Origin of the sequence: Nocardiopsis sp. LDBS0036 (genome assembly GCF_041228755.1) — a bacterium.
In the GTDB taxonomy this organism is placed as follows: Bacteria; Actinomycetota; Actinomycetes; order Streptosporangiales; family Streptosporangiaceae; genus Nocardiopsis; species Nocardiopsis dassonvillei.
In genome coordinates this window covers 6,210,742-6,233,066 of record NZ_CP141103.1, presented here as the reverse complement: position 1 = coordinate 6,233,066, position 22,325 = coordinate 6,210,742, and the positions used below count along the sequence as shown (strand labels likewise).

At 72.5% G+C, this 22,325-nt stretch carries 17 protein-coding genes; 9 read left to right on the top strand and 8 right to left on the bottom strand.

Features of this window, described 5'->3' with window-relative positions; genetic code table 11:
* The first annotated feature begins 107 nt into the window (after positions 1-107).
* The 5 genes from UIS43_RS26480 (at position 108) to UIS43_RS26460 (ending at position 4,701) form a co-directional block, all read left to right on the top strand.
* Positions 108-674 (top strand): NADPH-dependent FMN reductase, encoded by a 567-nt coding sequence (locus UIS43_RS26480; RefSeq protein WP_370012002.1) that lies wholly within the window; start codon positions 108-110, stop codon positions 672-674.
* Positions 675-1,071: 397 nt separating this feature from the next.
* Positions 1,072-1,998: a TIGR01777 family oxidoreductase gene (locus UIS43_RS26475; protein ID WP_370013279.1), complete on the top strand. Its 927-nt coding sequence runs from the start codon at positions 1,072-1,074 to the stop codon at positions 1,996-1,998.
* Positions 1,999-2,008: 10 nt separating this feature from the next.
* Positions 2,009-2,713, top strand: a complete 705-nt coding sequence (gene lipB / locus UIS43_RS26470; protein ID WP_013151991.1) for a lipoyl(octanoyl) transferase LipB — start codon at positions 2,009-2,011, stop codon at positions 2,711-2,713.
* Positions 2,714-2,806: 93 nt separating this feature from the next.
* On the top strand, positions 2,807-3,760 hold the full coding sequence (lipA, locus tag UIS43_RS26465; RefSeq protein ID WP_370012001.1) for a lipoyl synthase: 954 nt from the start codon (positions 2,807-2,809) through the stop codon (positions 3,758-3,760).
* A 215-nt stretch (positions 3,761-3,975) separates the two neighbouring features.
* Positions 3,976-4,701: a DUF4191 domain-containing protein gene (locus tag UIS43_RS26460; protein WP_013151989.1), complete on the top strand. Its 726-nt coding sequence runs from the start codon at positions 3,976-3,978 to the stop codon at positions 4,699-4,701.
* A gap of 81 nt (positions 4,702-4,782) precedes the next feature.
* On the opposite strand, the gene UIS43_RS26455 is transcribed toward UIS43_RS26460, so the two are convergent.
* The 5 genes from UIS43_RS26455 to UIS43_RS26435 all read right to left on the bottom strand — a co-directional run bounded on the left by UIS43_RS26455 (position 4,783) and on the right by UIS43_RS26435 (position 9,754).
* Complete coding sequence (locus UIS43_RS26455) at positions 4,783-5,007, bottom strand: helix-turn-helix transcriptional regulator (protein WP_013151988.1); 225 nt, start codon at positions 5,005-5,007, stop codon at positions 4,783-4,785.
* Positions 5,007-5,657 carry a DUF2975 domain-containing protein gene (locus UIS43_RS26450; protein WP_013151987.1) on the bottom strand — a complete coding sequence of 217 codons (651 nt, stop codon included), beginning with the start codon at positions 5,655-5,657 and terminating at the stop codon, positions 5,007-5,009. Before UIS43_RS26450 ends, UIS43_RS26455 begins: the two co-directional genes overlap by 1 nt.
* Positions 5,658-5,952: 295 nt before the next feature.
* Positions 5,953-7,350, bottom strand: coding sequence for an LCP family protein (locus UIS43_RS26445; RefSeq protein ID WP_013151986.1), 1,398 nt, complete (start codon positions 7,348-7,350; stop codon positions 5,953-5,955).
* A 195-nt stretch (positions 7,351-7,545) separates the two neighbouring features.
* Positions 7,546-8,988 carry an LCP family protein gene (locus UIS43_RS26440; protein ID WP_117199456.1) on the bottom strand — a complete coding sequence of 481 codons (1,443 nt, stop codon included), beginning with the start codon at positions 8,986-8,988 and terminating at the stop codon, positions 7,546-7,548.
* A gap of 286 nt (positions 8,989-9,274) precedes the next feature.
* Positions 9,275-9,754 carry an RDD family protein gene (locus UIS43_RS26435; RefSeq protein WP_013151984.1) on the bottom strand — a complete coding sequence of 160 codons (480 nt, stop codon included), beginning with the start codon at positions 9,752-9,754 and terminating at the stop codon, positions 9,275-9,277.
* Positions 9,755-10,105: 351 nt separating this feature from the next.
* Between UIS43_RS26435 and glnA the strand changes: the two genes are divergently transcribed.
* Both glnA and UIS43_RS26425 read left to right on the top strand, forming a co-directional pair.
* Positions 10,106-11,530 (top strand): type I glutamate--ammonia ligase, encoded by a 1,425-nt coding sequence (gene glnA, locus UIS43_RS26430; RefSeq protein WP_013151983.1) that lies wholly within the window; start codon positions 10,106-10,108, stop codon positions 11,528-11,530.
* A gap of 204 nt (positions 11,531-11,734) precedes the next feature.
* Positions 11,735-14,845, top strand: coding sequence for a bifunctional [glutamine synthetase] adenylyltransferase/[glutamine synthetase]-adenylyl-L-tyrosine phosphorylase (locus tag UIS43_RS26425; RefSeq protein ID WP_370011998.1), 3,111 nt, complete (start codon positions 11,735-11,737; stop codon positions 14,843-14,845).
* 323 nt (positions 14,846-15,168) lie between these two features.
* Here the strand turns inward: UIS43_RS26425 and UIS43_RS26420 are convergent, their stop codons facing one another.
* The 3 genes from UIS43_RS26420 to UIS43_RS26410 form a co-directional block, all read right to left on the bottom strand.
* Complete coding sequence (locus UIS43_RS26420) at positions 15,169-17,013, bottom strand: carbohydrate-binding module family 20 domain-containing protein (RefSeq protein ID WP_013151981.1); 1,845 nt, start codon at positions 17,011-17,013, stop codon at positions 15,169-15,171.
* A gap of 396 nt (positions 17,014-17,409) precedes the next feature.
* Complete coding sequence (locus tag UIS43_RS26415; RefSeq protein ID WP_013151980.1) at positions 17,410-17,748, bottom strand: hypothetical protein; 339 nt, start codon at positions 17,746-17,748, stop codon at positions 17,410-17,412.
* A 167-nt stretch (positions 17,749-17,915) separates the two neighbouring features.
* Positions 17,916-18,509 carry a hypothetical protein gene (locus UIS43_RS26410; protein ID WP_013151979.1) on the bottom strand — a complete coding sequence of 198 codons (594 nt, stop codon included), beginning with the start codon at positions 18,507-18,509 and terminating at the stop codon, positions 17,916-17,918.
* 219 nt (positions 18,510-18,728) lie between these two features.
* Between UIS43_RS26410 and UIS43_RS26405 the strand changes: the two genes are divergently transcribed.
* Both UIS43_RS26405 and UIS43_RS26400 read left to right on the top strand, forming a co-directional pair.
* Positions 18,729-18,902, top strand: coding sequence for a hypothetical protein (locus tag UIS43_RS26405; protein ID WP_013151978.1), 174 nt, complete (start codon positions 18,729-18,731; stop codon positions 18,900-18,902).
* Between the two features lie 366 nt (positions 18,903-19,268).
* A complete protein-coding gene (locus UIS43_RS26400) occupies positions 19,269-22,268 on the top strand; it encodes an AAA family ATPase (protein ID WP_370011996.1) in 3,000 nt (999 codons plus the stop codon).
* Positions 22,269-22,325: the final 57 nt, after the last annotated feature.

The following is a 22,325-nucleotide window of genomic DNA, read 5'->3' as shown; positions in this document are numbered from 1 at the left end:
AAGAACCGACGGTGCGCCGCGCGGCTCCCTGAGCCGGTCCGCGCGTGCCCGCCTGACGTGCCCGCTCACGTGTGGGCCGAGACGGCACCAAAGAAGCAAGGACCCACATGGACAACCTTCGGATCGCGGTCATCCTCGGCGGAAACCGCCGGGGCCGCACCGGACCCGCCGTCTCCCGCTGGTTCGTGGACCGGGCCCGGAAGTACCCGGACCCCTCCGTGGCGTTCGACTTCCTCGACGTGGAGGACATCAGCCCGCAGGACGGCCACGGCGGCCCGATGGCCCCGGAGCCGGCGCACACGGTGGAGGCGGCCGACGGGTACATCGTGCTGACCCCGGAGTACAACCACGGCTACCCGGGCGAGCTGAAGAGCGCCATCGACGCCGCGCGCCGTGAGTGGTTCGGCAAGGCGGTGGGCTTCGTCTCCTACGGCGGGATGTCCGGCGGCCTGCGGGCGATCGAGCAGCTGCGGTCGGTCTTCTCGGAGCTGCACACCGCCACGATCCGCGACACGGTCAGCCTGCACAACGCTCAGACGATGTTCGGCCCCGACGGAACCCCGGTGGTGGACATGTCGTCCGCGGAGGCCGCCGTGGAGCGGATGCTGCGCCAGCTGGCGTGGTGGGCGCTGGCCCTGCGGGAGGCCCGGGAGCGGCGCCCCTACCCCGGTTAGGGGGCTGACCTGCTGAGGGAGCCGCGGGCCCCCTGAGGCACGCGGCCCGCGCCTCCTCGGGGCGGCGCGGAGCCCCGCGGCGGGAAAGTGGACGGGGCGGCGCCTCTCGGCACCGCCCCGTCTTTCTACCCCACCAATCACCATCCCCTGATGATCCCCATCATCAAAGGTCTGTGGTCGGGGACGCGGCAGTCAGCCCGACAGCGCGTCGCCCACAGTAGCTCCGCGTTGACGCGGAGTTCCTGTCCCACGTTCAAACTAGAAGACCGAGGGCCCCTCGCGCAGCTCTTTCGAGGAAAAAGCCGAAGAAAAACCGGGCGGGTGTCCTCCGTCGTCCGTTTGGTGTGTCTTCACGCGCGAGGACCGCCCTCCTTCGGGTAGACCCAGGACCATGCGAGTGGCTATCACCGGGGCGACGGGACTCATCGGCAGGGCGCTGGAGGCGTCCCTGCTCGGCGACGGACACACGGTGGTGCGCATGGTGCGCCACCTGCCGCGGGGGCGGCACCACCCGGACGTGGAGGAGGCGGAGTGGCGCCCCGAGCAGGGACGGGTGGACACCGTGGCCCTGCACGAGGCCGACGCCGTGGTGCACCTGGCCGGGGCGCCGGTCGGCCCGGCCCTGTGGACGCGGCACCGGCGCACCCTCATCCGGCGCAGCCGCGTGCGCGGCACCCGCACCCTGTGCCAGGCCCTGGCGGGGATGTCCTCGCCTCCCCCCCGCCTGCTCAGCGCGTCGGGGATGCACTTCTACGGCGACACCGGCGGGCGGGCGGCCACCGAGGACTCCCCGCCGGGCACCGGCTTCCTGGCCGGGGTCTGCCGGGACTGGGAGGAGGCCACCGCCCCGGCCGAGGAGGCGGGCCTGTCGGTGGCGCACATGCGCACCTCGGTGGTGCTCGACCGCTCGGGCGGCATGCTGGGCACGCTGCTGCCGCTGTACCGGGCGGGGCTGGGCGGGCGTCTGGGGTCGGGGCGCCAGTACATGAGCTGGATCGCCATGCGCGACCAGATCGGGGCCGTGCGCTTCCTGCTGGAGCACCCCGAGATCACCGGCCCGGTGAACATGTGCGCGCCCGAGCCGGTGACCAACGCCGAGTTCACCAGGGCGCTGGGCCGCGCCCTGCGGCGCCCCGCCGTCCTGCCGGTCCCGGCTCCGGCGATGCGCGCGGTGCTGGGGGACTTCGCCGAGGAGACCGCGCTGATCGACATGAGGGCCGAGCCCGAACGCCTCACGAAGGCCGGTTATTCCTTCGCGCTGCCCACCGTGGACAGTGCGCTATCCGACATCCTGGCCAGACCCTCACAGTCCACCGGGGCGTAAGGTTGGATGTGTGAGTGATCTCGTTTACGCATGGCTGGGCGACACTCCCGTCCCGTACCACCAGGGCTGGGATCTCCAGAAGCGGCTCCACGAGAGCCGGGTCGCCGATGAGGTGCCCGACACCGTCCTGTTGCTGGAACACGAGCCCGTGTACACCGCAGGAAAGCGCACCGGGAGGTGGGATCGTCCCATCACCGACCCCGGGGCGCCCGTGGTGGACATCGATCGGGGCGGCAAGATCACCTGGCACGGCCCCGGTCAGCTGACGGTGTACCCCATCGTCCGGCTGCCGGACCCCGTCGACGTGATCGCCTACGTCCGGATGCTGGAGGAGGCCATCATCCGCACCATCGCGGAGTACGGCCTGACCGGCACGCGGGTGGAGGGGCGCACCGGGGTGTGGCTGGCCGCCGACCCCGAGCGCGGCCTCATCGAACGCAAGGTGGCCGCCATCGGCTGCCGGATCGCCCGCGGGGTCGGGATGCACGGGCTCGCGTTGAACTGCAACAATGACATGTCGTGGTACGACCGGATCGTCCCGTGCGGAATCACCGACGCCGGAGTCACCTCGCTCTCCGCCGAACTGGGGCGCGACGTGTCCGTGGCCGACGCGCGGCCCCGGATGGAACGCCATCTGGCGGACCTTCTCGGCGCGCGGGAGTACCGCCACACCGACGGCGCGGACCTGCTCTCCGGCGCCACCGCGCGTGGATGACACACCACACCATGAGCCAGTCCCCGCGGGGACGCCGAGCCCCCACGAGGGGAAGGGTCCCCGGCACGGGGCACAGAAGGGAACGGGTTCACGTTGACCATCGCTCCTGAGGGCCGCAGGCTGCTGCGCGTGGAGGCGCGCAACAGCGAGACCCCCATCGAGAAGAAGCCGCCGTGGATCAAGATCAAGGCGCACATGGGGCCCGAGTACACCGAGCTCCACTCCCTGGTCAAGAGCGAGGGCCTGCACACGGTCTGCCAGGAGGCCGGGTGCCCCAACATCTACGAGTGCTGGGAGGACCGCGAGGCGACCTTCCTCATCGGCGGCGACCAGTGCACGCGGCGCTGCGACTTCTGCAACATCGCCACCGGCAAGCCCACCGCCCTGGACCGCATGGAGCCGACCAAGGTCGCCAACTCCGTGAAGACCATGGGCCTGCGCTACGCCACCATCACCGGTGTGGCCCGTGACGACCTGAAGGACGGCGGCGCCTGGCTGTACGCCGAGACCGTCCGCAAGATCCACGAGCTCAACCCGGGCACGGGCGTGGAGCTGCTCATCCCCGACTTCAACGCCGACCCCGACCAGCTGGCCGAGGTGTTCGGCTCGCGTCCGGAGGTGCTGGCGCACAACGTCGAGACGGTGCCGCGGATCTTCAAGCGCATCCGTCCGGGCTTCCGCTACGAGCGCTCCCTCAAGGTGATCACCGAGGCGCGCGCGGACAACCTGGTCACCAAGTCGAACCTGATCCTGGGCATGGGCGAGACCCGTGAGGAGATCAGCGAGGCGATGCGCGACCTGCACGAGGCCGGGTGCGACCTGCTGACCATCACCCAGTACCTGCGCCCCTCCAAGCTGCACCACCCGATCGACCGGTGGGTCAAGCCGGAGGAGTTCGTGGAGCTGGGCCAGGAGGCCGAGGAGATCGGCTTCGCCGGTGTCATGTCCGGGCCGCTGGTGCGCTCCTCCTACCGGGCGGGCCGCCTGTACAAGCAGGCCCGGGAGAAGCGGGACGCCGAGAACGCCTCCCTGGCGAACAACGCGTAACGAACTTTCCACCCGAGTCGTGACCAAGCTGGAACGGTGGCCCGCTGGCCACCGTTCCTCAGTTACGGGCACCCGCACATATCCTGATGTGGGCAGGCGCCCGTCGGTGGCGCCGCGAGGCGCCGCACCCACGACGACCGCGAAGAGGAGGCAAGGCAGCCGAGGGAACTCCTTCCCCGCCGATCCGGCGTCGGCGTGAGCTGCCTGAGAGCACGATGGCGAAAAAGCCCAAGGGTTCACAGAACACGGCCCGAGGCAAGGACGGTGCCGAGAAGCAGCCGGGCCGTCTCAAGCAGATCGGCATGGTCGCCAAGGTCGTCCACCAGCAGAGTCCGCGCAGCATCCCGCTCGCGGTCACGGCGGCGGTGGTCATCCTCGCGGTGTTCGTCGGCATCGGTATCTGGACCGGGTCGTGGATCCTGTGGCCGCTGACCGGTCTGCCGGTCGCCTTCCTGGTGGGCTTCATCATCTTCACCCGCTCCGCGCAGCGCGTGCAGTACAAGATGCTGGACGGACGCCTGGGCGCGGGTATGGCGATCCTGGACAACATGCGCGGCAACTGGGTGGTCGAGCCGGGTGTGGCGGCCAACAAGCAGATGGACGTCGTGCACCGCGTGGTGGGGCGCCCCGGCGTGATCCTGGTAGGCGAGGGCGACCCCGGCCGCCTCAAGCCGCTGATCGCCGGTGAGAAGAAGCGCGTGGCCCGCGTCGCCTACGACACGCCCATCTACGACTTCAAGGTGGGCAACGGCGAGGACCAGGTGCCGGTCTCCAAGCTCCAGCGCACGCTGGTCAGGCTCCCGCGCAACCTGGACAAGGCCGGGACCGCCGAGCTGAACTACCGGCTCAAGGCGCTGCCCGCCAAGATGCAGATGCCCAAGGGGCCCATGCCCAAGAACGCCAAGATGCCCCGGGGCATGCGCGGCCAGATGGGCGGCTGACCCCGGCCGGGGCCGCAGTCGGACGAGGGGGCCGTCGCACCGTCGGGTGCGGCGGCCCCCTCGCGTGTGCCCGGGTCCGGGTCACTCGGGGTCGTAGCTGATCAGGTCGCCCGGCTGGCAGCGGAGTTCGCGGCACAGGGCGGCCAGGGTGGAGAAGCGGATCGCCCTGGCCCGGTCGTTCTTGAGCACCGACAGGTTGACGACGGTGACGCCGACCCGTTCGGCCAGCTGGGTGAGGGTCATACCGCGCTCGGCCAGGAGCTTGTCCAGGTGGACGCGGACGCCGGTGGCCTCCTCGGGCGGCATCAGACGAGCCCCTCGACGTCCTCGCGGAGCCGGGTGCCCCGGCGGAAGACCTCGGCGAGGGCGGCGATGACGAGGCCGACCGCGACCAGCGGGAGGACACCGCCGTCGAGGTCCAGGCTGAGGGAGAACACCACGGTGGCGTCCGTGCCCAGCGCCCGGTGCTCCAGGACGGCGCCGAGGAGGGCCTCCGCGGCCGGGACCGCGAGGGCGCCGGTGACCACCGTCAGGGCGATGGCGTACATGCGACGGACGTTCGCCGGGACGAAGGGGTCTCCCCCGTCCAGGGTCAGGACCATGCGCAGCAGCAGGTAGGCGACCAGTCCCACTGCCAGGGCGGTGAGCAGCGCGGGGGCGACCAGCATGACGCGCTCGGCCGCCGAGGGGTCGTGGAAGGCGATCTCCATGCCGCCCGCCCCCTCCACGGTGACGTCGCCGCGCACGGCGACGTCCGGCGAACGCGGCGCCGTGCCGGAGGGGAGGTCCCGCGTGAGCACGTTGAGGCCCGCGCTGGTGGCGGCGGGGACGAGTCCGGTGCTCCAGGCGAGCAGGAAGAGCCCGTGGACCACCTGGAAGCCCAGGAGGACGACGAGGACGAACCGGAGCAGAGCGGAGTCCGCCCTGGACCAGTCCAGGGCCTTGCGAAGGGACATGACGGCCTTTCTCTTATCGCTTTTCGATATTAATGATAAACGATAAGACCGGATCTGTCACATGGGGCGGCACGCGTCCCTCCGGGGGCACCGGGGAGAGGCCCCGGGGACGGCGAAGGCTCCTCGCGCGCCGCCGGGAGCCCATCCGCCCTCCCTGCGGCCCACTCGTCCGGCGGCGCTCCCGGCGCGAGGCCCCCAGTGCGGCGGGAACCGCCGCCGGACCCAGCCCGGTACAGGCAAAGGGCCCCGCGGGCGCCTGCACGGCGTCCACGGGGCCCGAAGCCCTCCGAAGGGGCTACTCGCAGCTGACCTCGTCCTCGGCGGCGCTGGTGGCGCCCAGACCTGCCAGGGCGTCGCCCCCGCCGCCGCCGGAGCCCCCTCCGCTCGTGGCCAGGCCGTCCCAGTCCTGCGCGCCCATCACCAGCTCCAGCTCCGGACCGAAGTCGGGGACCTCCTCCAGCTGGGCCACGCTGAGCGCCGAGGCCAGCTCCTCGGCCTGCGCGAGCTGGTCGGGGCCGTGGTAGATCGTGGTGACGGCGGGGGTCCGCTCGACCGGGTCGCCCTCACCGGTGACGTTGAACCCCTGCTCGGTGAGCAGCGTCCCGACCTGGCTCGCCAGACCGGTGATGCCCGTGCCGTTGAGCACCCGCACGGACACGTCCGCGGGTTCGACGGCGGGCTCCTCGGCCTCCTCCGAGCCCTCGCCGCCGCCTCCGTCGCCGCCCTCCTCCTCGGGCAGGGCGTCACCGGAGGCGACCGCGGAGAACAGCTCATCGGCGGCGGGCTGCTGGAGGTCCAGCTTCCCGCTGTGGACGGGAGAGTCCACCACGGGGGCGGTGACCATCCGCATCCGCCCCAGATCGACCTCGCGCATCGAGATGGCCAGCTCGGTCATCTGGTCCACGGTGAACCCGTCGTCGGTCACCAGGCTGTCGGTGACCGAGCCCATGAAGTCGTAGAGCGTGGCGGGGCTGGACATGATCTCGCCGCTGGTGACCTTGCGCAGGATGGCGCCCATCATCCGCTGCTGGTTCTCGATCCGGTTCAGGTCGCTGCCCTGCTCCGTGCTGGCCCGGGAGCGGGCCAGGCCCAGCGCCTCCTCGCCGTTGAGGGTCTGCATCCCGGCGTCGAGCGTGATGTGGGCCTTGGGGTCGTCGATCGGCTGGGGGACGCACATCTCCACGCCGCCGATGGAGTCCACGATCTCCTGGAAGCCCGCGAAGTCGACCATCACCATGTGGTCGAGGTGGATGTCGGTGACCGTCTCCACCGTGTTGCCCTGGCAGTCCATCCCGCCGTAGGTCATGGCGTGGTTGAGCTGGTCCACCGTGCCCGCCGTCACCCCGGGGTTCTCGCCGTTGGCCGGGCAGTCGGGCATCGGGACCATCAGGTCGCGGGGCATGTTGACCATCGTCACCCCGCCCTCGTCCACGTTGATGCTCACCACGACCAGCACGTCGGGACGCACGCCGTTGACCACGCTGTACTCGGCGTTGTCCCCCGCGCGCTGGTCGGTGGCCAGCAGCAGGATGTTGTGGATGCCCTCCGCCTGGGCCGGACGGTCACCCCAGGCGTCGGTGTTGACCTCCTCGGTGGCGATGCTGAGGACGTCGCGGTAGCCCGCGTACACGGTGAGACTGGCCGCGATGAGCAGGCCTGTCGCCCCGCACGCCACCCACTGGCCGAGACTCATCTTCCCCGCCAGGGCTGAGGACGCGTTTCTGGGAGCCAAAGGGCACCTGCGATTCGGTATGGGACAAGGGCTGGTCCGGTCGGTGGGGGAGGGCGTACTGCGCGAGCGCTGACACGGACGTAACGGCCGGATGGTACCGGACGGGTACGTACCGTGTCAGATCGGAACCGGCGACCGGGTTCCGGTCACCGGCCCTCAGCAGGCGCTCTCCCGAGCCCCCGCCGCGGTGGTGCCGCCCAGGTCCTCGGTGATGGAGACCTCGGGCCCGGACGAGCCGCCTCCGCCCGCGAAGCCGTTCCAGTCCTGGCCGATGACCAGTTCCAGGGTCTGCGGGAGGTCGGCGACCTCCTCGGTGACCGCGTTCTCCAGCGAACCCGCCAGCAGTTCGGCGGCGGCCGCCTCACCCGGAGCGTAGTAGACGGTGGTCAGCTCGGGGAAGCGCACCGCGGGTTCGCCGATACCGGTGACGTCGTACCCCTCCCCCAGCAGGACGCCCTGGACCTCGTTCGCCAGGCCGGTGACACCGGTGTTGTTGAGGACCTGCACGGAGACGTCGGCGGGGGCGGGGGCCGCGTCGCCGGAGCCCTCCTCCGACTCCTCCCCCTCGTCCTCCGGCTCCTCGTCCTCCAGGTAGGCGCCGGAGTTGATCGCCGCGAACAGCTCGGAGGCGGCGGGCTGGCTCATGGCCAGCCGGTTGGCGTCGGCGGGGTGCTGGCCGTTGGGCACGGTGACGAACTGGATGCGCTCCAGGTCCACCTCGCGCATGGAGATGGCGATGTCGGTCATCGTCTCCACGGTCAGCTCCTCGTCGGTGGTCACCGAGTCGGTGACGGCGCTGAGGAAGTTGGTGATGGTCACCGGGCTGGTCATGACCTCGCTGCTGAGCACCTGGCGCAGCATGGCGCCCATGAACTCCTGCTGGCGGTCGATCCGCGACAGGTCGCTGCCGTCGCCCTGGCCGTAGCGGGAGCGCACGTAGCCCAGCGACTCCTCACCGCTGAGGGTCTGCGTCCCTGCGTCCAGCGTCAGGTGCGCCTTGGGGTCGTCCACCGGCGCGGGGATGCACATCTCCACGCCGCCGATGGCGTCCACCATGTCCTTGAACCCGGTGAAGTCCATCATGACGAAGTGGTCCAGGTGCACGTCGGTGACCTCCTCGACGGTCTGCCACTGGCAGCCCACCCCGCCGAAGGTCATCGCCGAGTTGATCATGCCGCTGTGCGGGCTCATCCCCTCGTAGCCCTCCACGGCCTCGCAGCCGGGCAGGTCCACGACCAGGTCGCGGGGCAGGTTGACCAGCGTGGCCGCGCCGTTGTCCACGTTGATGCTGGCGATGAGCATGGTGTCGGGGCGCTCGCCCTCGGCCTCGCCGTAGTTGGCGTTGTCCCCCGACCGGACGTCGGAGCCGATGATGAGCAGGTTCATCACGCCCTCGACGCTGGTGGGCCGGTCCCAGGCGTCGGTGTCCACCTGCGCGGTGGTGATGTTGCCGACGATGCCCTGGTACCAGCCGTAGCCGCCGAGGCTGGCGATGATGGCCAGGGCGGTGACCACGCAGGCGACCCACTGCCCCGGGGACATGCGCACGGCGTGCATGGCGGCGGACGGAGGGCGGGGGGCGGAGCGTTTTCCAGCCATGCGAACCTTCGGGTGCGGCGGCGTGCGTGGGAGGCGGCCGGGTCCCCCGACGGGGACGGGGCCCACCGGTGGGAACGGGATCCGCGGCGGGGACCGGGTCCCCGCGCGGGGGCCGGACCCGATTCTCCCGCGCGCGAACGCACCCCCGTGGGAGCGGGGGAGTCGAGCGCTCAGGGTTTCGGTCCGTTCCCGGGCCAAGTAATGAACGGATGTTAACAGCAGCTCGCGGGGGCCGCGCCCACGCGCGCGCCGGGCTTCCCCGGTGCCGGGGACCCCCGGTGAGGCCTCAGTAGCGGGTGGCGACCGTCCCGGCGGCCCGGTCGTGCAGCCCGCGGGTGTCGCGGTCGTAGATGACGGCGGGGATGACCAGGCACAGCAGGAGTGTGCGCACCGTCATGGACACGAACCAGGGCCAGGAGCGCTCGCCGGTGGCGGTGATGCCCACGCCGACCAGGCGGCGGCCGACGGTGGTGCCGAAGAGCGTGAGCAGGAGGACGTTCATGACCGCGAAGACGACCAGGGCGGTGTTGCTGACCATCGGGACGGCCTCCGCCTGGCTGGCGGCGTCCGCGCCGACCAGCCCGACGCCGTAGGCCCCCCAGGCGAGCGCGAGGGACAGCATCCAGTCCAGGAGGAGCCCCACCAGGCGGCGCATCACGCCGGGCACCGAACCCGGTCCGCTCTCGGGCAGGCCGAGCCGGTTGCCCCGGTACTGGAAGTCGTCCCCGGACGCCGCGGTGGCGGAGCCCCGGCTCTCGTCGCTCATGGTTTCCACGGTATCCACCCGGCGGGAGGGCCCGTACCCGGGGCGTCGGAGCTGCTGTGACCCCCCGCGCGGGAGATCATGGCGGAGGTCACACCGGGGGCCGTGGCGGGGGCCACAAACGGGGCCGCGCAGCGTCCCTTTTCGGCCCCTACAGGGCGGAATCACCGGGTCAGACCCGGTGGTCTGCGACAACAGCCGGGTCCGTAACATACAGGAAACAATCGAGACATGGCGCGGAAACCACCCGCTCCTAGCTTCGGAGACGAAGCCGGGAGACGGCGCGCGATCCGACGTGTCCGCGATGGGGCGGACCCCGGTCCACCGTCTCAGCCACCTGCACGGAGGTTCGTTTTGTTCAGCAGCGTCGACGAGGTGCTCGCCTATATCCGGGACGAGGACGTCAAGTTCCTCGACGTCCGATTCACGGACCTTTTCGGGGGCGTGAACCACGTTACCCTCCCGACCGAGAACGTCGACGAGTCGACGTTCACCGATGGCCAGATGTTCGACGGCTCGTCGATCCGCGGCTTCCAGGCCATCCACGAGTCCGACATGCTGCTGCTGCCGGACCTGAGCACCGGCGTGCTGGACCCGTTCCGCAAGCACAAGACGCTGAACATGACGTTCTTCGTCCACGACCCGCTGACCCTGGAGTCCTACAGCCGCGACCCGCGCAACGTCGCCCGCAAGGCCGAGGCCTACCTGCGCGGCTCCGGCGTGGCCGACACCGCCTTCTTCGGCCCCGAGGCCGAGTTCTACATCTTCGACGACGTCAAGTTCGAGACCCGGTCCAACACCGGCTACTACGAGATCGACTCGATCGAGGGCGCCTGGAACACCGGTTCGGCCATCGAGGGCGGCAACCGCGGCTACCGTCCCCGCTACAAGGGCGGCTACTTCCCCGTCGAGCCGGTCGACCACTACAGCGACCTGCGCTCGGACATGGTGCAGCAGCTGATCAAGTCGGGCATCGAGGTCGAGCTCCAGCACCACGAGGTCGGCACCGCGGGCCAGGCCGAGATCGGCATCAAGTTCGGCACCCTGCTCCAGCAGGCCGACAAGGTGCAGCTGTACAAGTACATCGTCAAGAACGTCGCCAACGCGGCGGGCAAGACTGCCACCTTCATGCCCAAGCCGCTCTTCGGCGACAACGGCTCGGGCATGCACTGCCACCAGAGCCTGTGGAAGGACGGCGAGCCGCTGTTCTTCGACGAGTCCGGCTACGGCCAGCTCTCGGACACGGCCCGCTACTACATCGGCGGCCTGCTCAAGCACGCCTCGGCGCTGCTGGCCTTCACCAACCCGACGGTGAACTCCTTCCACCGCCTGGTGCCCGGCTACGAGGCCCCGATCAACCTCGTCTACAGCCAGCGCAACCGCTCGGCCTGCATCCGCCTGCCGCTGACCGGCTCCAACCCCAAGGCCAAGCGCATCGAGTTCCGCGTGCCGGACCCGTCGGCCAACCCGTACCTGGCCTTCTCCGCCATGCTGATGGCCGGCATCGACGGCATCAAGAACAAGATCGAGCCGCCGGAGCCCGTGGACAAGGACCTCTACGAGCTGCCCCCGGCGGAGGCCCAGGCCATCAAGACCGTCCCGGCGTCGCTGGACGAGGCCCTGGAGGCCCTGGAGGCCGACCACGAGTTCCTGCTCGAGGGCGGCGTGTTCACCAAGGACCTCATCGAGACCTACGTGGACTTCAAGCGCACCGAGGAGATCGACTCCCTGCGCCTGCGCCCGCACCCGCGCGAGTTCGAGCTCTACTACGACATCTAAGGCGTAGACGGCAGCTCCGGGAGGGCGCGCCGCGCACTCCCCCCATCGGGGCCGGTATCCGTTCGGGTACCGGCCCCGACCCGGCTCCGGGTGCGCGGGACGGTTCGCCCCGGGCGCCGGTGCCCCGAACCGGTTCGGGGCACCGGGCCCGCTCACCGGCCGGACCGTTACCGTTGACACGTGGTGAGGGACGGAACGACGAACATGACGGCAGGCGCGCTCGCCAGGCGCGGTTTCAGCGACAGCACCCGGGCCCTGCGCCTGGTGGAGGAGGCCGGGCTCGACGCCCGGGCCGACACCGAGATCATCGGCTCGCTCGCGGCCGCCCCCGACCCCGACCAGGCGCTCCTCGGGCTGATCCGCGTCCTGGAGTCCGACCCCGACCCCGCCGACCTCCTGGACGCGCTGCGCGAGGACCGGGAGCTGCGGGCCCGGCTGTGCCGGGTGCTGGGCACGAGCACCGCCCTGGCCGACCACCTGGTGCGCCACCCGGGCGACTGGCGGGAGCTGCGGGGCGCCGACGCCGCCCGCTCCCCCGGGCCGGAGGAGGTGCGCCGCGGCCTGTTGCACATCGTGGGCGCCGATCCCCACAGCCCCGCGCCGACCGCCGATCCGGCCGTGGTCGGCGACGGCTCGTCGGAGGACCTGCGGCACGTCCTGCGCGTGGCCTACCGCAGGCGGGTGCTGCGCCTGGCCGGGCGCGACCTGACCGGGCTGTGCACGGTGGACGAGGTCGCCGGGGAACTCGCCGACCTGGCCGCGTCGCTGCTGGACGCGTCGCTGGCGGTGGCCCGCGCCGAGCACCCCGAGGACGCCGCGCTGTGCCGCCTGGCGGTCATCGGCATGGGCAAGTGCGGCGGCCGCGAGCTCAACTACGTCAGCGACGTGGACGTGGTGTTCGTGGCCGAGCCGGCCGTGGCCGGGGATGCGGACGAGGACGCGGGCGCGGGCCCGGGTTCCGGGGAGCCGGTGGACGAGCAGGCGGCGATGCGCGCGGCGACCCGGCTGGCCACCGCGATGATGCGCATCCCCGCCGAGACCGACGCCGAGGGCGCCCTGTGGGAGGTGGATCCGGCGCTGCGCCCCGAGGGCAGGAACGGCCCGCTGGTGCGCCCGCTGTCGGGGCACCGCGCCTACTACGAGCGCTGGGCCAAGACCTGGGAGTTCCAGGCCCTGCTCAAGGCCCGCCCGATCGCCGGGGACGCGGAGCTGGGCCGGGCCTACATGGACCTCATCTCCCCGATGGTGTGGGAGGCGGCGGGCCGCAAGGACTTCGTGGAGGACGTGCAGGCGATGCGCCGCCGGGTGGTGGCGCACATCCCGGCGGGCGAGGCGGAGCGCGAGCTCAAGCTGGGCCCGGGCGGGCTGCGCGACATCGAGTTCTCCGTGCAGCTGCTCCAGCTGGTGCACGGGCGCACCGACGAGCGGCTGCGGTCGGGCAACACCCTGGAGGCGCTGGCCGCGCTGTCGGAGCACGGGTACGTGGGGCGCGGCGACGCGGCGGGGCTGGCGGAGGCCTACCGGTTCCTGCGGCGGCTGGAACACCTGTTGCAGCTGGAGCGGCTGCGGCGCACGCACCTGATGCCCGATCCGGCCGCCGAGGAGGGCCCCGACCAGCTGCGCCGTCTGGGGCGGGCGCTGGGGATGACCGCGAACCCGGTGCGGGAGCTGACCGAAGCGCGCCGCCGGGTGTCGTCGGAGGTGCGGCGCCTGCACGAGAAGCTGTTCTACCGGCCGCTGCTCAACGCGGTGGCCAGGCTGCCGGGCGAGGAGGCGCGGCTGTCGCCGGAGCAGGCCAGGGCCCGCCTGGAGGCGCTGGGGTTCGTCGATCCGGGCGGCGCGCTGCGCCACCTGGAGTCGCTGACCTCGGGGGTCTCGCGCAGGGCGGCGATCCAGCGGACGCTGCTGCCGGTGATGCTGGGCTGGTTCTCCGACGCCCCCGACCCCGACGCGGGCCTGCTGGGCTTCCGGCAGGTGAGCGAGGCCCTGGGCACCACGCCGTGGTACCTGCGCCTGCTGCGCGACGACGTGCGGGTGGCCGAGCGGATGGCGTGGCTGCTGGGGACGAGCCGGTACGTGACGGAGCTGCTGCTGCGCGCCCCGGAGGCGGTGGCGATGTTCGACGACGACGGCGACCTGGTGCGCCGCGACCCGAAGGTGCTGGCCGGGGAGGCGGAGGCGGCGCGGCGCCGGTACGACACGGCCGAGGAGTCGGTGTCGGCGGTGCGCGCGCTGCGCCGCCGCGAGCTGCTGCGCACGGCCGCGGCCGACCTGCTGGAGGTCGCCTCGGTCCAGGACGTGGGCGCGGCGCTGACCGACATCGCCGCGGTGACCATAGAGGCTGCGCTGCGGCTGGCGCAGAACCGGGTGGTGGCGGCGTCGGGGGACGAGCCGCTCACGCGGGTGTGCGTGGTGGCGATGGGCCGGTTCGGCGGCGGTGAGCTGACCTACGCCAGCGACGCGGACGTGATGTACGTGCACGACCCCCTGCCGGGCGTGGACACGGGTGCGGCGACCAAGCAGGCGCTGGCCGTCGTGCGTGAGCTGGCGCGGCTGCTGGAGATGCCCGCGGCCGAGCCGCCGCTGAAGGTGGACACCGACCTGCGCCCGGAGGGCCGCAGCGGCCCGGTGGTGCGCACGCTGGAGTCCTACGCGGCCTACTACGGGCGCTGGTCGCAGGTGTGGGAGAGCCAGGCGCTGCTGCGGGCCAAGCCGGTCGCGGGCGATCCGCAGCTGCGGGAGGCGTTCACGGGGCTGATCGACCCGATCCGGTACCCGGAGGGCGGGATCGACTCCTCGGCGGTGCTGGAGATCCGCAAGCTCAAGGCGCGGATGGAGGCGGAGCGGCTGCCGCGCGGCGCCGACCCGACGCTGCACACCAAGCTGGGCCGGGGCGGGCTGTCGGACGTGGAGTGGGTGGCCCAGCTGATCCAGCTGCGCCACGCGCACGAGTACCCCGACCTGCGGACCACCGGCACCCTGGAGACGCTGGAGGCGGCCGTGGCGCACGGTCTCCTGGACGCGGAGGACGGTGAGGTGCTCAGCCATGCCTGGCGGCTGGCGTCGCGGGTGCGGGGCATGGTGATGCTGGTGCGCGGCCGGGGCGGGGACTCGCTGCCCTCGGACCTGCGGGTGCGGGCGGCTCTGGCGGGGGCGATGGGCTGCCCCGGCGGCGACGGCGAGGACGGGGAGGACGGCGCCGGGGAGGGCGCGGAGTCCGTGCGGGAGGGCCCGGCCGAGCAGTTGACGGAGACCTACCTGCGCGCCACGCGTCGGGCGCGTGCGGTGATGGAGCGCGTCTTCTACGACGACTGAGGATGGTTCCCGACCTGTGGGACGCGGTGCGGTCGGGGACCGGCGCGGTCGGAACGCGGGCACGCCGAGACCGGCGGTCCCTGGGGACCCCCCGCTTTCCAGGAAACCGCGAACGCCCCGGGCCGCGCCAGAGGCTGCCCGCGCCTGTGGACAACCCCCGGGTGGAGGCGGGCCCCTCCCGAGCGGCGCCCCCGCGCCGGAGGAGTCGGACGCGGGGGCGCCGGGGCCGGGGAGTGGCCGGCCCGTGGAGGTGGCTCGCGGCTCCCGGGAGCCCGTCCCGGAAGGGCCGTGCGCGGCGCCCCGGCCGGGGTGCCGCGCACGGGTCAGTCGCGCCAGGTGACGCTGGCGGCGGGGCCGACGCGGTTGGCGCCGGACTCCCACTCGACGTTGCCCGCGCCGTCGATCTTGACCAGCTTCCACTCGGTGTCGGCGCCGATGGGGGCGGTGCCCGACCACACGGGGTAGGTGGACGCGTCGGTGGACAGCTTCACCCCGCTCGGGGGGTTCCAGGACCCCAGCCCGGGGGTGGAGCCGACCACGTACACCTCCTGGCCGTACCAGGTCTCCACGGTGGCGGAGACGTTGACCTCGCCCGGCTCGCCCGGCTCACCGGGGCCGCCGCCCCCGCACTCGGCCGGGTCGTCGCAGGTGCCGCCCACGTGCAGGGCGACGGCCCCGTTCGCGGGGACCCGGGCGCTGATCCGGCCGTCGGCGACGGTGAGGGTCCCGCTCCCGGCGGCGTTGTCGTAGCTGCCGTCGGGCAGGCCGGTGTCGGCGGTCAGGTTCCAGGTGCCGCCGGTCGCGTTGAAGGCGGCGAAGCCGCGGTCGCCCCGGTCGAAGGCGAGCCGGGAGGAGCCGTCGGTGGCGCGCTGGACGACGGGGGTGTCGCCGGTGGCGTTGCGGAAGGCGGCCATCCCGGCGACGGTCGGGTGGCGGTGCTCGCAGACCCACTCGGCGCTGGCGCAGTCGGTGTCGGCGGTGATCCAGCCCGCCGGGTTGCCCGCCGCCTCGCCGACGCTGGGCGGGCCCTGGGTGACGTTGGAGCCGAAGTCGTAGCTGGACATCACCACGGGGCGCCCGTAGGGGTGGGCCAGCATGAACGCCACGGCCAGGTGGTAGCGGTCGCCGTCCTTGAAGGTCAGGGTCGGGTGGTAGCGCTGGGTGTCGTGGTTGTCGACGAAGACGGTGGCCTGCTCGTCGGTGAGCCCGCCGTAGTCCGGCAGCTGGGCCAGGCCGGAGATGTCGCCTCCGGCGAACTTGTTGGAGATGTCGCGCTGGTAGTCGAAGGCGGTCACGCGGCCGTAGGGCGTGTAGGCGGTGTAGGGGATGGTCTGGTCCCCGTAGACCTCGTGGAAGACGTCGGGCTGACCGCCGAAGACCGGGACCTCGTTCAGGTCGGAGAAGATCGCGTCGACGTGGGCCTCGGGGACGTGCTTGGAGGCGTCCACGCGGAAGCCCCCCACGCCCATGTCCACCAGGCCGTTGAGGTAGCGGCGGATCTGCGCGCGCACCTCGGGGTCACCCGTGTCGAGGTCGGACAGGCCGACCAGCTCGCAGTTCTGCACCTCCCACTTGTCGTTCCAGTTGCTGATCTCCCTCCGGCAGGAGCTGAAGTCCTCCCCCGTGCGGGAGGCGGTGCCGTCGCCGAACAGGTCGGGGTACTCGTACTTGGCCCACTCCGTGCCCGCGCTGCCGGTGCCCGAGCCGTCGCCGGTCATGTGGTTGATGATCGCGTCGGCGTAGATCCTCACGCCGTTGTCGGCACAGGTGGAGACCATCGCCTGGAACTCCTCGGCGGTGCCGCGCCGGGTGTTGTCGATGCGGTAGGAGGTCGGCTGGTAGTCCTGCCACCAGGGGTAGTCGCCGCCCTCGGCGAAGGGGATGACCACGTGCTCCTGGGGCGGGGAGACCTGCACCCCGCCGAAGCCGTGGGGGCCGAGGAACTCCTCGCACTCGGTGGCGACGGAGTCCCAGTTCCACTGGAAGAGCTGGACGATGGTCTCGCCGTTGTCGGCGGCCCGGACGTCCTCGGCGGGGGCGGGGGCTGCCGGGACCGGTGTCGTCGGGGTCGGGGCCGCCGGGACGGGGGCGGCCTGCGCGGGGGCGGCCAGCAGGCCGATCCCCATCAGGACCGCCCCGGCGGCGGCGCCGGGTCGGATGGGCTTCATGTGCGCTCCTTGGGGGGAGGTAGCGCGGCGGGGCGGCACTGCCCCGTCCGCTGTTCTCTTGCAGTGTTTGCAAGAGTTTGCGTGAGCGTGACGAAGCTAACAGACCGGAACGCTCTTGTGAACGGGTCTTGATCTGAACGTCACACCGCTCACCCAGCGCGACGGTTTCCGCCGCCACCTGCCGGGATGCGTTTCGGGCCGCCTTCCCCCATCAGGTCGACCCCGGGGGACACGCCCCCGTGACCTGGGACGACGCCCGCGCAAGTCCACGAAGTTCCTGGGAAAAATTTCGCAAGATTACGGAAACGCACACAGAAAAAACCGGTGGCGGCACGGTTCGCGCCGCCACCGGCGGTGGCGCCTGCGCGGTCTGCGGGGACCGCGCTCGGGGAGGGCCTACCAGAAGACGGCCACGCCGATGTTGACGATGGCGAGCACGCCCGCGATGACCGCGAGGTTCCTGGCGGGCTTGCGCAGGTTGAGCACGCCCACGACCACGACCGCCAGCGCGACCAGCAGCTTGACCGCGATCTTGACGTGGTTCAGCTCCCCGAGGTCGGCCATCTCGGCCACCCCGACCAGCAGCAGGCCGGTGACGAGCTGGAGCAGGGAGCTGTGCAGCAGGACCTTGGTCGACTTGGGGTTGTCGGTGATGACCTGCATGAGGAAGCCCGCGATGATCCCGGCCAGGCCGATCATGTGCAGGAAGACGAGCGCGGAGTAGAGAATGTCCATGCCGGAAACACTACTACGGCCTGTAGTTTTCCCTCGCCGGGTTCATGACACGCTGACGTAACAAAACCGGCGCCCCGTCTGGGCGGCCCCCACCCGCACACCCTCTCACCCGCGCGACAGCGCCCTCCCCTCGCACGCCCCGGCCTCCAACGGCTCCAGGCGAGGGCTCACCCGCGCGACAGCGCCCTCCTGCGCCGCCACAGCATCCAGGCCAGCCCCACCGCCAGGGCGACACCCGCGGCCCGCAGCAGGTTCGCGGGATCGGTGTACTCCGAGACCCGCGACATGGCGGTCTGTTCCGCGACCAGGACCGAGTCGCTGGCGCACGCGGCCGGGTCAGCGTCGCGTTCCAGCAGCAGGCAGGCGGTGCTGGTCAGGCGCTCCCCCGTCGCCTCCGGCGCGCGGACGCGCACCGTGTACACCGCCTCCTCCCCCTCGGGCACCGTCACCCGCCAGTTCACGATCCCGTCCCGGACCACCCCCTCCTCCCCGACCCCGACGATCTCCAGCTCCCCGGGGACGTGCTGGGCCAGCAGGGCGCCCTCCACGGGTCCGTCGGTGACGGTGGTGCGCAGCGTGAACTCCTCTCCCGGCAGCGGCGCCTCGCCCGCCTCCAGGAACAGGCCCACCGGCCCCTCCCCCTCCACCGGCCCCGCGGCGGCGGGCGCGGGGGCGCCCAGCGCGCCCGCGGCCGCCAGGCCCGCCGTGAGCGCGCCCGCTGTGAGCGCGCCCGCCGTCTTTGCCCTGTACTTCCGCGTCATGTCGCGCCTCCCACGTGCGTCGTTGCCGCCTAGACAACTACGGGTGAGCACTCGGAAGCACGATGTGACACGCCCTGGGGGCCGGGTCTTAGGGCGCGCGGGTGCTCAGACCTCCCAGGACTGGGATTCCTCCCCATGTGCGCCCCGGGGTCTTAGGGAGAACGTGGAGACCAGACGGCGGGACACCGGTTCCGCCGTGCGAGTGAAGAGGGAAACACCGTGTTCCACAGCGAACTGCTCAACGCCAACGCCCGGGAGATGACCGAGCGGCGCGTCCGCGAGGCCGAGAACGTGCGTGCGGCCCTGCGGGCACGCACCGAGGAGCGCGCGCGGCGCAGGGAGGAACGCCGCGAGCGCCAGCGCCAGCGGCGCTCCTACGGCCGCGCCGCGTGAGGCCGTGCGCGGAAGGGCGCGGGAAGGAAGGGGGGAGGAAGGGGAGAGGAACCGCATGGTGCCGGGCACGCCCCTCCTCCCCCGGACCGGTCCGCCCCCCTCGGCCGCCAGGACCGGCTCCGGCCGCTCGGCGAGCGCACCCGCGGGCTCGGAGCCGGACCGGCCGGAGCCGAGGACGTGATCCCCGGGCCGGTTCCCGTGCCCCAGCGGGAGCCAGCGATCGGAACCGGACCGGTGCCGCTGTCGGGGCGCGGCCCGGGAGGCGGAACCGGGCCCGACTCGTCCACGCGTCATGCGGCGGCGGGCAGGCGGGCGGCGGGCGAAAACCCCCTGGAAAGGCCGCACATGACGGGCATAATGGGCGCTATGCCCGTTCTTGCCGAGAGTCGTACCGTTTTCGTGGGCCGCGAGCGCGAACTCCGCCTCCTCCGGGACCACGCCAGACGCTCCCACACCGAGGCGTCCGGAACGGTACTGGTCAGCGGCGACGCGGGCGTGGGCAAGAGCCGCCTGGTCGGCGAGTTCGTCTCGGCCCTGCCCCAGGGAACGGTCTTCGTCGGCGGCTGCCTCCAGCTCGGCGTGGACGGACTGTCCTACGCCCCCTTCACCGCCGTTCTGCGCCAACTCCTGCGCGAGCGCGGACGCGCGGCGTTCGAGGCCGCGGCGCCCGGCGGCACCGGCGAGTTCGCCCGGCTCCTGCCCGAGCTGGGCGAGGTGCCCGTGCTGCGCCCGGAGAACCGGGGCATCCTCTTCGAACAGGTCCTGCGCCTGTTCACCCAGGCCGCCGAGGACGGCGGCGTCACCGTGGTGCTGGAGGACCTGCACTGGGCCGACGGCGCCACCCGCGACCTGCTCGTCTTCCTCGTCCGCAACCTCGACCTGCCTGGCGTGCAGCTCGTGGCCACCTACCGCAGCGACGACCTGCACCGCACCCATCCGCTCCGCCGCCTGCTGCCCGAACTGCGGCGCGCACCCGGGGTCGAGCCGCTGGAGCTGGCGCCGTTCAGCCGCGAGGAGGCCGGTGTCCAGGCCGCCGCGATACGGGGCGCCGACCTCACCGGCCACGAACTGGACCAGCTGTACCGGCGCACCGAGGGCGTCCCGCTGTTCGTGGAGTCGCTGGCCTCCGCGGTCGGCGACCCCTCCGTCGGCGGCCACGACGTGCCCGACCAGTTCCGCGACCTGCTGCTGGAACCGCTGCACCGCTTCGACGACACCGCCCTGTCGGTGTTGCGCGTGGCCTCGGTCGGCGCGGTCTCGGGCAGCATCGAGCACGAGATGCTCTACCACGCGGCCGGGCTGCCCGAACGCGAACTGGAGACCGCGCTGCACACCCTGGTCGACGCCAACACCCTGCGCGCCGACCGGACCGGGTACCGCTTCCGGCACGCCCTGCTGCGCGACGCCGTGCACAGCGACCTGCTGCCCGGCGCCCACGCGCGGCTGCACATGCGCTTCGCCCAGCTCATCGACGAGTACCCCGACTCCGTTCCCTTCGACCGCAGGGCCGCCGAACAGGCCCACCACTACAACGCCGCACAGGAGCTGCCCAGCGCCCTCCAGGCCGCCTGGTGGGCCGCGGTGCGCGCGGGCGACACCCTGGCCTACGGCGAGGAACTGGACATGCTGGAGCGGGTCCTGGCCCTGTGGGACCGCGTCCCCGACGCACGGGAGCGGGTCCAGGGCCGGACCTGGGCCGAGGTGGCCAGCCTCGCGGCGGGGGCCGCCGTGGAGGCGGGCCGCGCCAGGCGCGCCCTCGAACTGGCCGACGAGGCCCTGGCCGCCCTCCCCGAGGACGGGGTCGACGACCACACGCTGACCGTGCGGGCGGGGCTGCTGCGCCGCCGCGGGTTGGCGCGCGCCGCGGACTCCTGCGGCAGCGGGATCACCGACCTGGTCAAGGCCTTGGAGCTGCACCCGCCGCACATGCCGGGGTACGGCCTGCTGCTGTCCATCCTGGCCCGGGAGAGCATGGTGCACCGCGCCGACCGGCGCCACACGCCGGAACAGGAGCGGCTGCGGGAACTGGAGAGGTCCGGCAGGTCGGCGCGCGCGCTGGCGGAGGAGGCCATCGCCCTCGCCGACCCCGCCGAGCAGAGCGGCATGTGCGCGGCCGCCGACGCCCGCATCACCCTGGGCGGCCTGCACATGGACGCGGGCGACCTGGAGGGGGGACGCCCCCTCATCGAGGCCGCCATCCGCTACGCCGCCGAGATCCGCGACCCCGCCCTGGAGGCGCGCGGGGCGGGCAACCTGGGCCACTTCCTACGTGAGCTGGGGCACCACGAGGAGGGCCTGGCCGTCCTGGAGGAGTCCCTGGCCCGGCACGAGGCGATGGGGTGGGCGGCCGTCCACAAGACGTTCAACCACCAGAACCGCGCGGAGATCCACTTCGAGCTGGGGGACCTGGCCAAGGCCCGCGGGATCCTCGAAACGGTCCTGCGCTCCCACCCCTCCAGCAAGCACCGCTTCTACGTCGACGCGGTGCTGGCCCGCACGGCGGCGGCGCAGGGGGACCCGGAGGCGGCGCGCCGGGCCATGAGGGTGTCGGGGCGGGCGGACGCGCTGGCCTCGCACCGGATGAACATCGTGCAGCTGTCCCTGCTGGCGCTGCTGGAGGCGGACCTGGTCGCGGGGGACGTGGACGACGCGCTCGTCCTGGCCGAGCGGACGCTGGAGCGGCTGGTCCTGGAGTCCGCGCACGGGTACACGTGGCCGATGGCGGAGGCGATGGCCGAGGCCGCCCGGAGGGGCGCGGCGCCGGGCCGCCCGGAGGGGACGGCGGAGCGGGCGCGCCGGGTGCGGGACCTGGTGGCCGCGCTGGTGGCGCCGATGCCCGCCCACGGGACGGCGCAGCACGCCTACCGGGTGTCCGTCGGGGCGCACCTCTCCGAGGCGGACGGCGCGGGACCGGACGCGCTGCTGGAGCGGTGGCGCGAGTCGGTGGCGGCCTGGGAGGCCACGCCGATGCGGCTGCACCTGGCCCGGGCCCGGCTGCGGGCCGCCGAGGCGGCCGTGGCGGTCGGGCGGCGGGAGCGGGCCGTGACGTGGGTGCGCCAGGCGCACGCCACGGCACGGGAGTGCGGAGCGGCGCCGCTGGCCGGCGCCGCCGCGGACCTGGCGCGCAGGATGGGCTCCGGTCTGGAGGAGGACGCGGCCCCGCCCGCCGTCCCCGCCGGGCTGACGGCGCGCGAGACGGAGGTGGCGCGGCTGCTGGTGGTGGGCAGCACCAACGCCCAGATCGCCGAGCGGCTGTTCATCACGGCCAAGACCGCGAGCGTGCACGTGTCCAACATCCTGGCCAAGCTCGACGTGCCCAACCGGGCCGCGGCCGGGGTGCGGCTGCGGGAGCTGGGCCTGGCCTAGGAGCGGGTTCCGCGCCCGAACCCGGCCCCACGCACACCGGACCCGGAACAGGGAGCG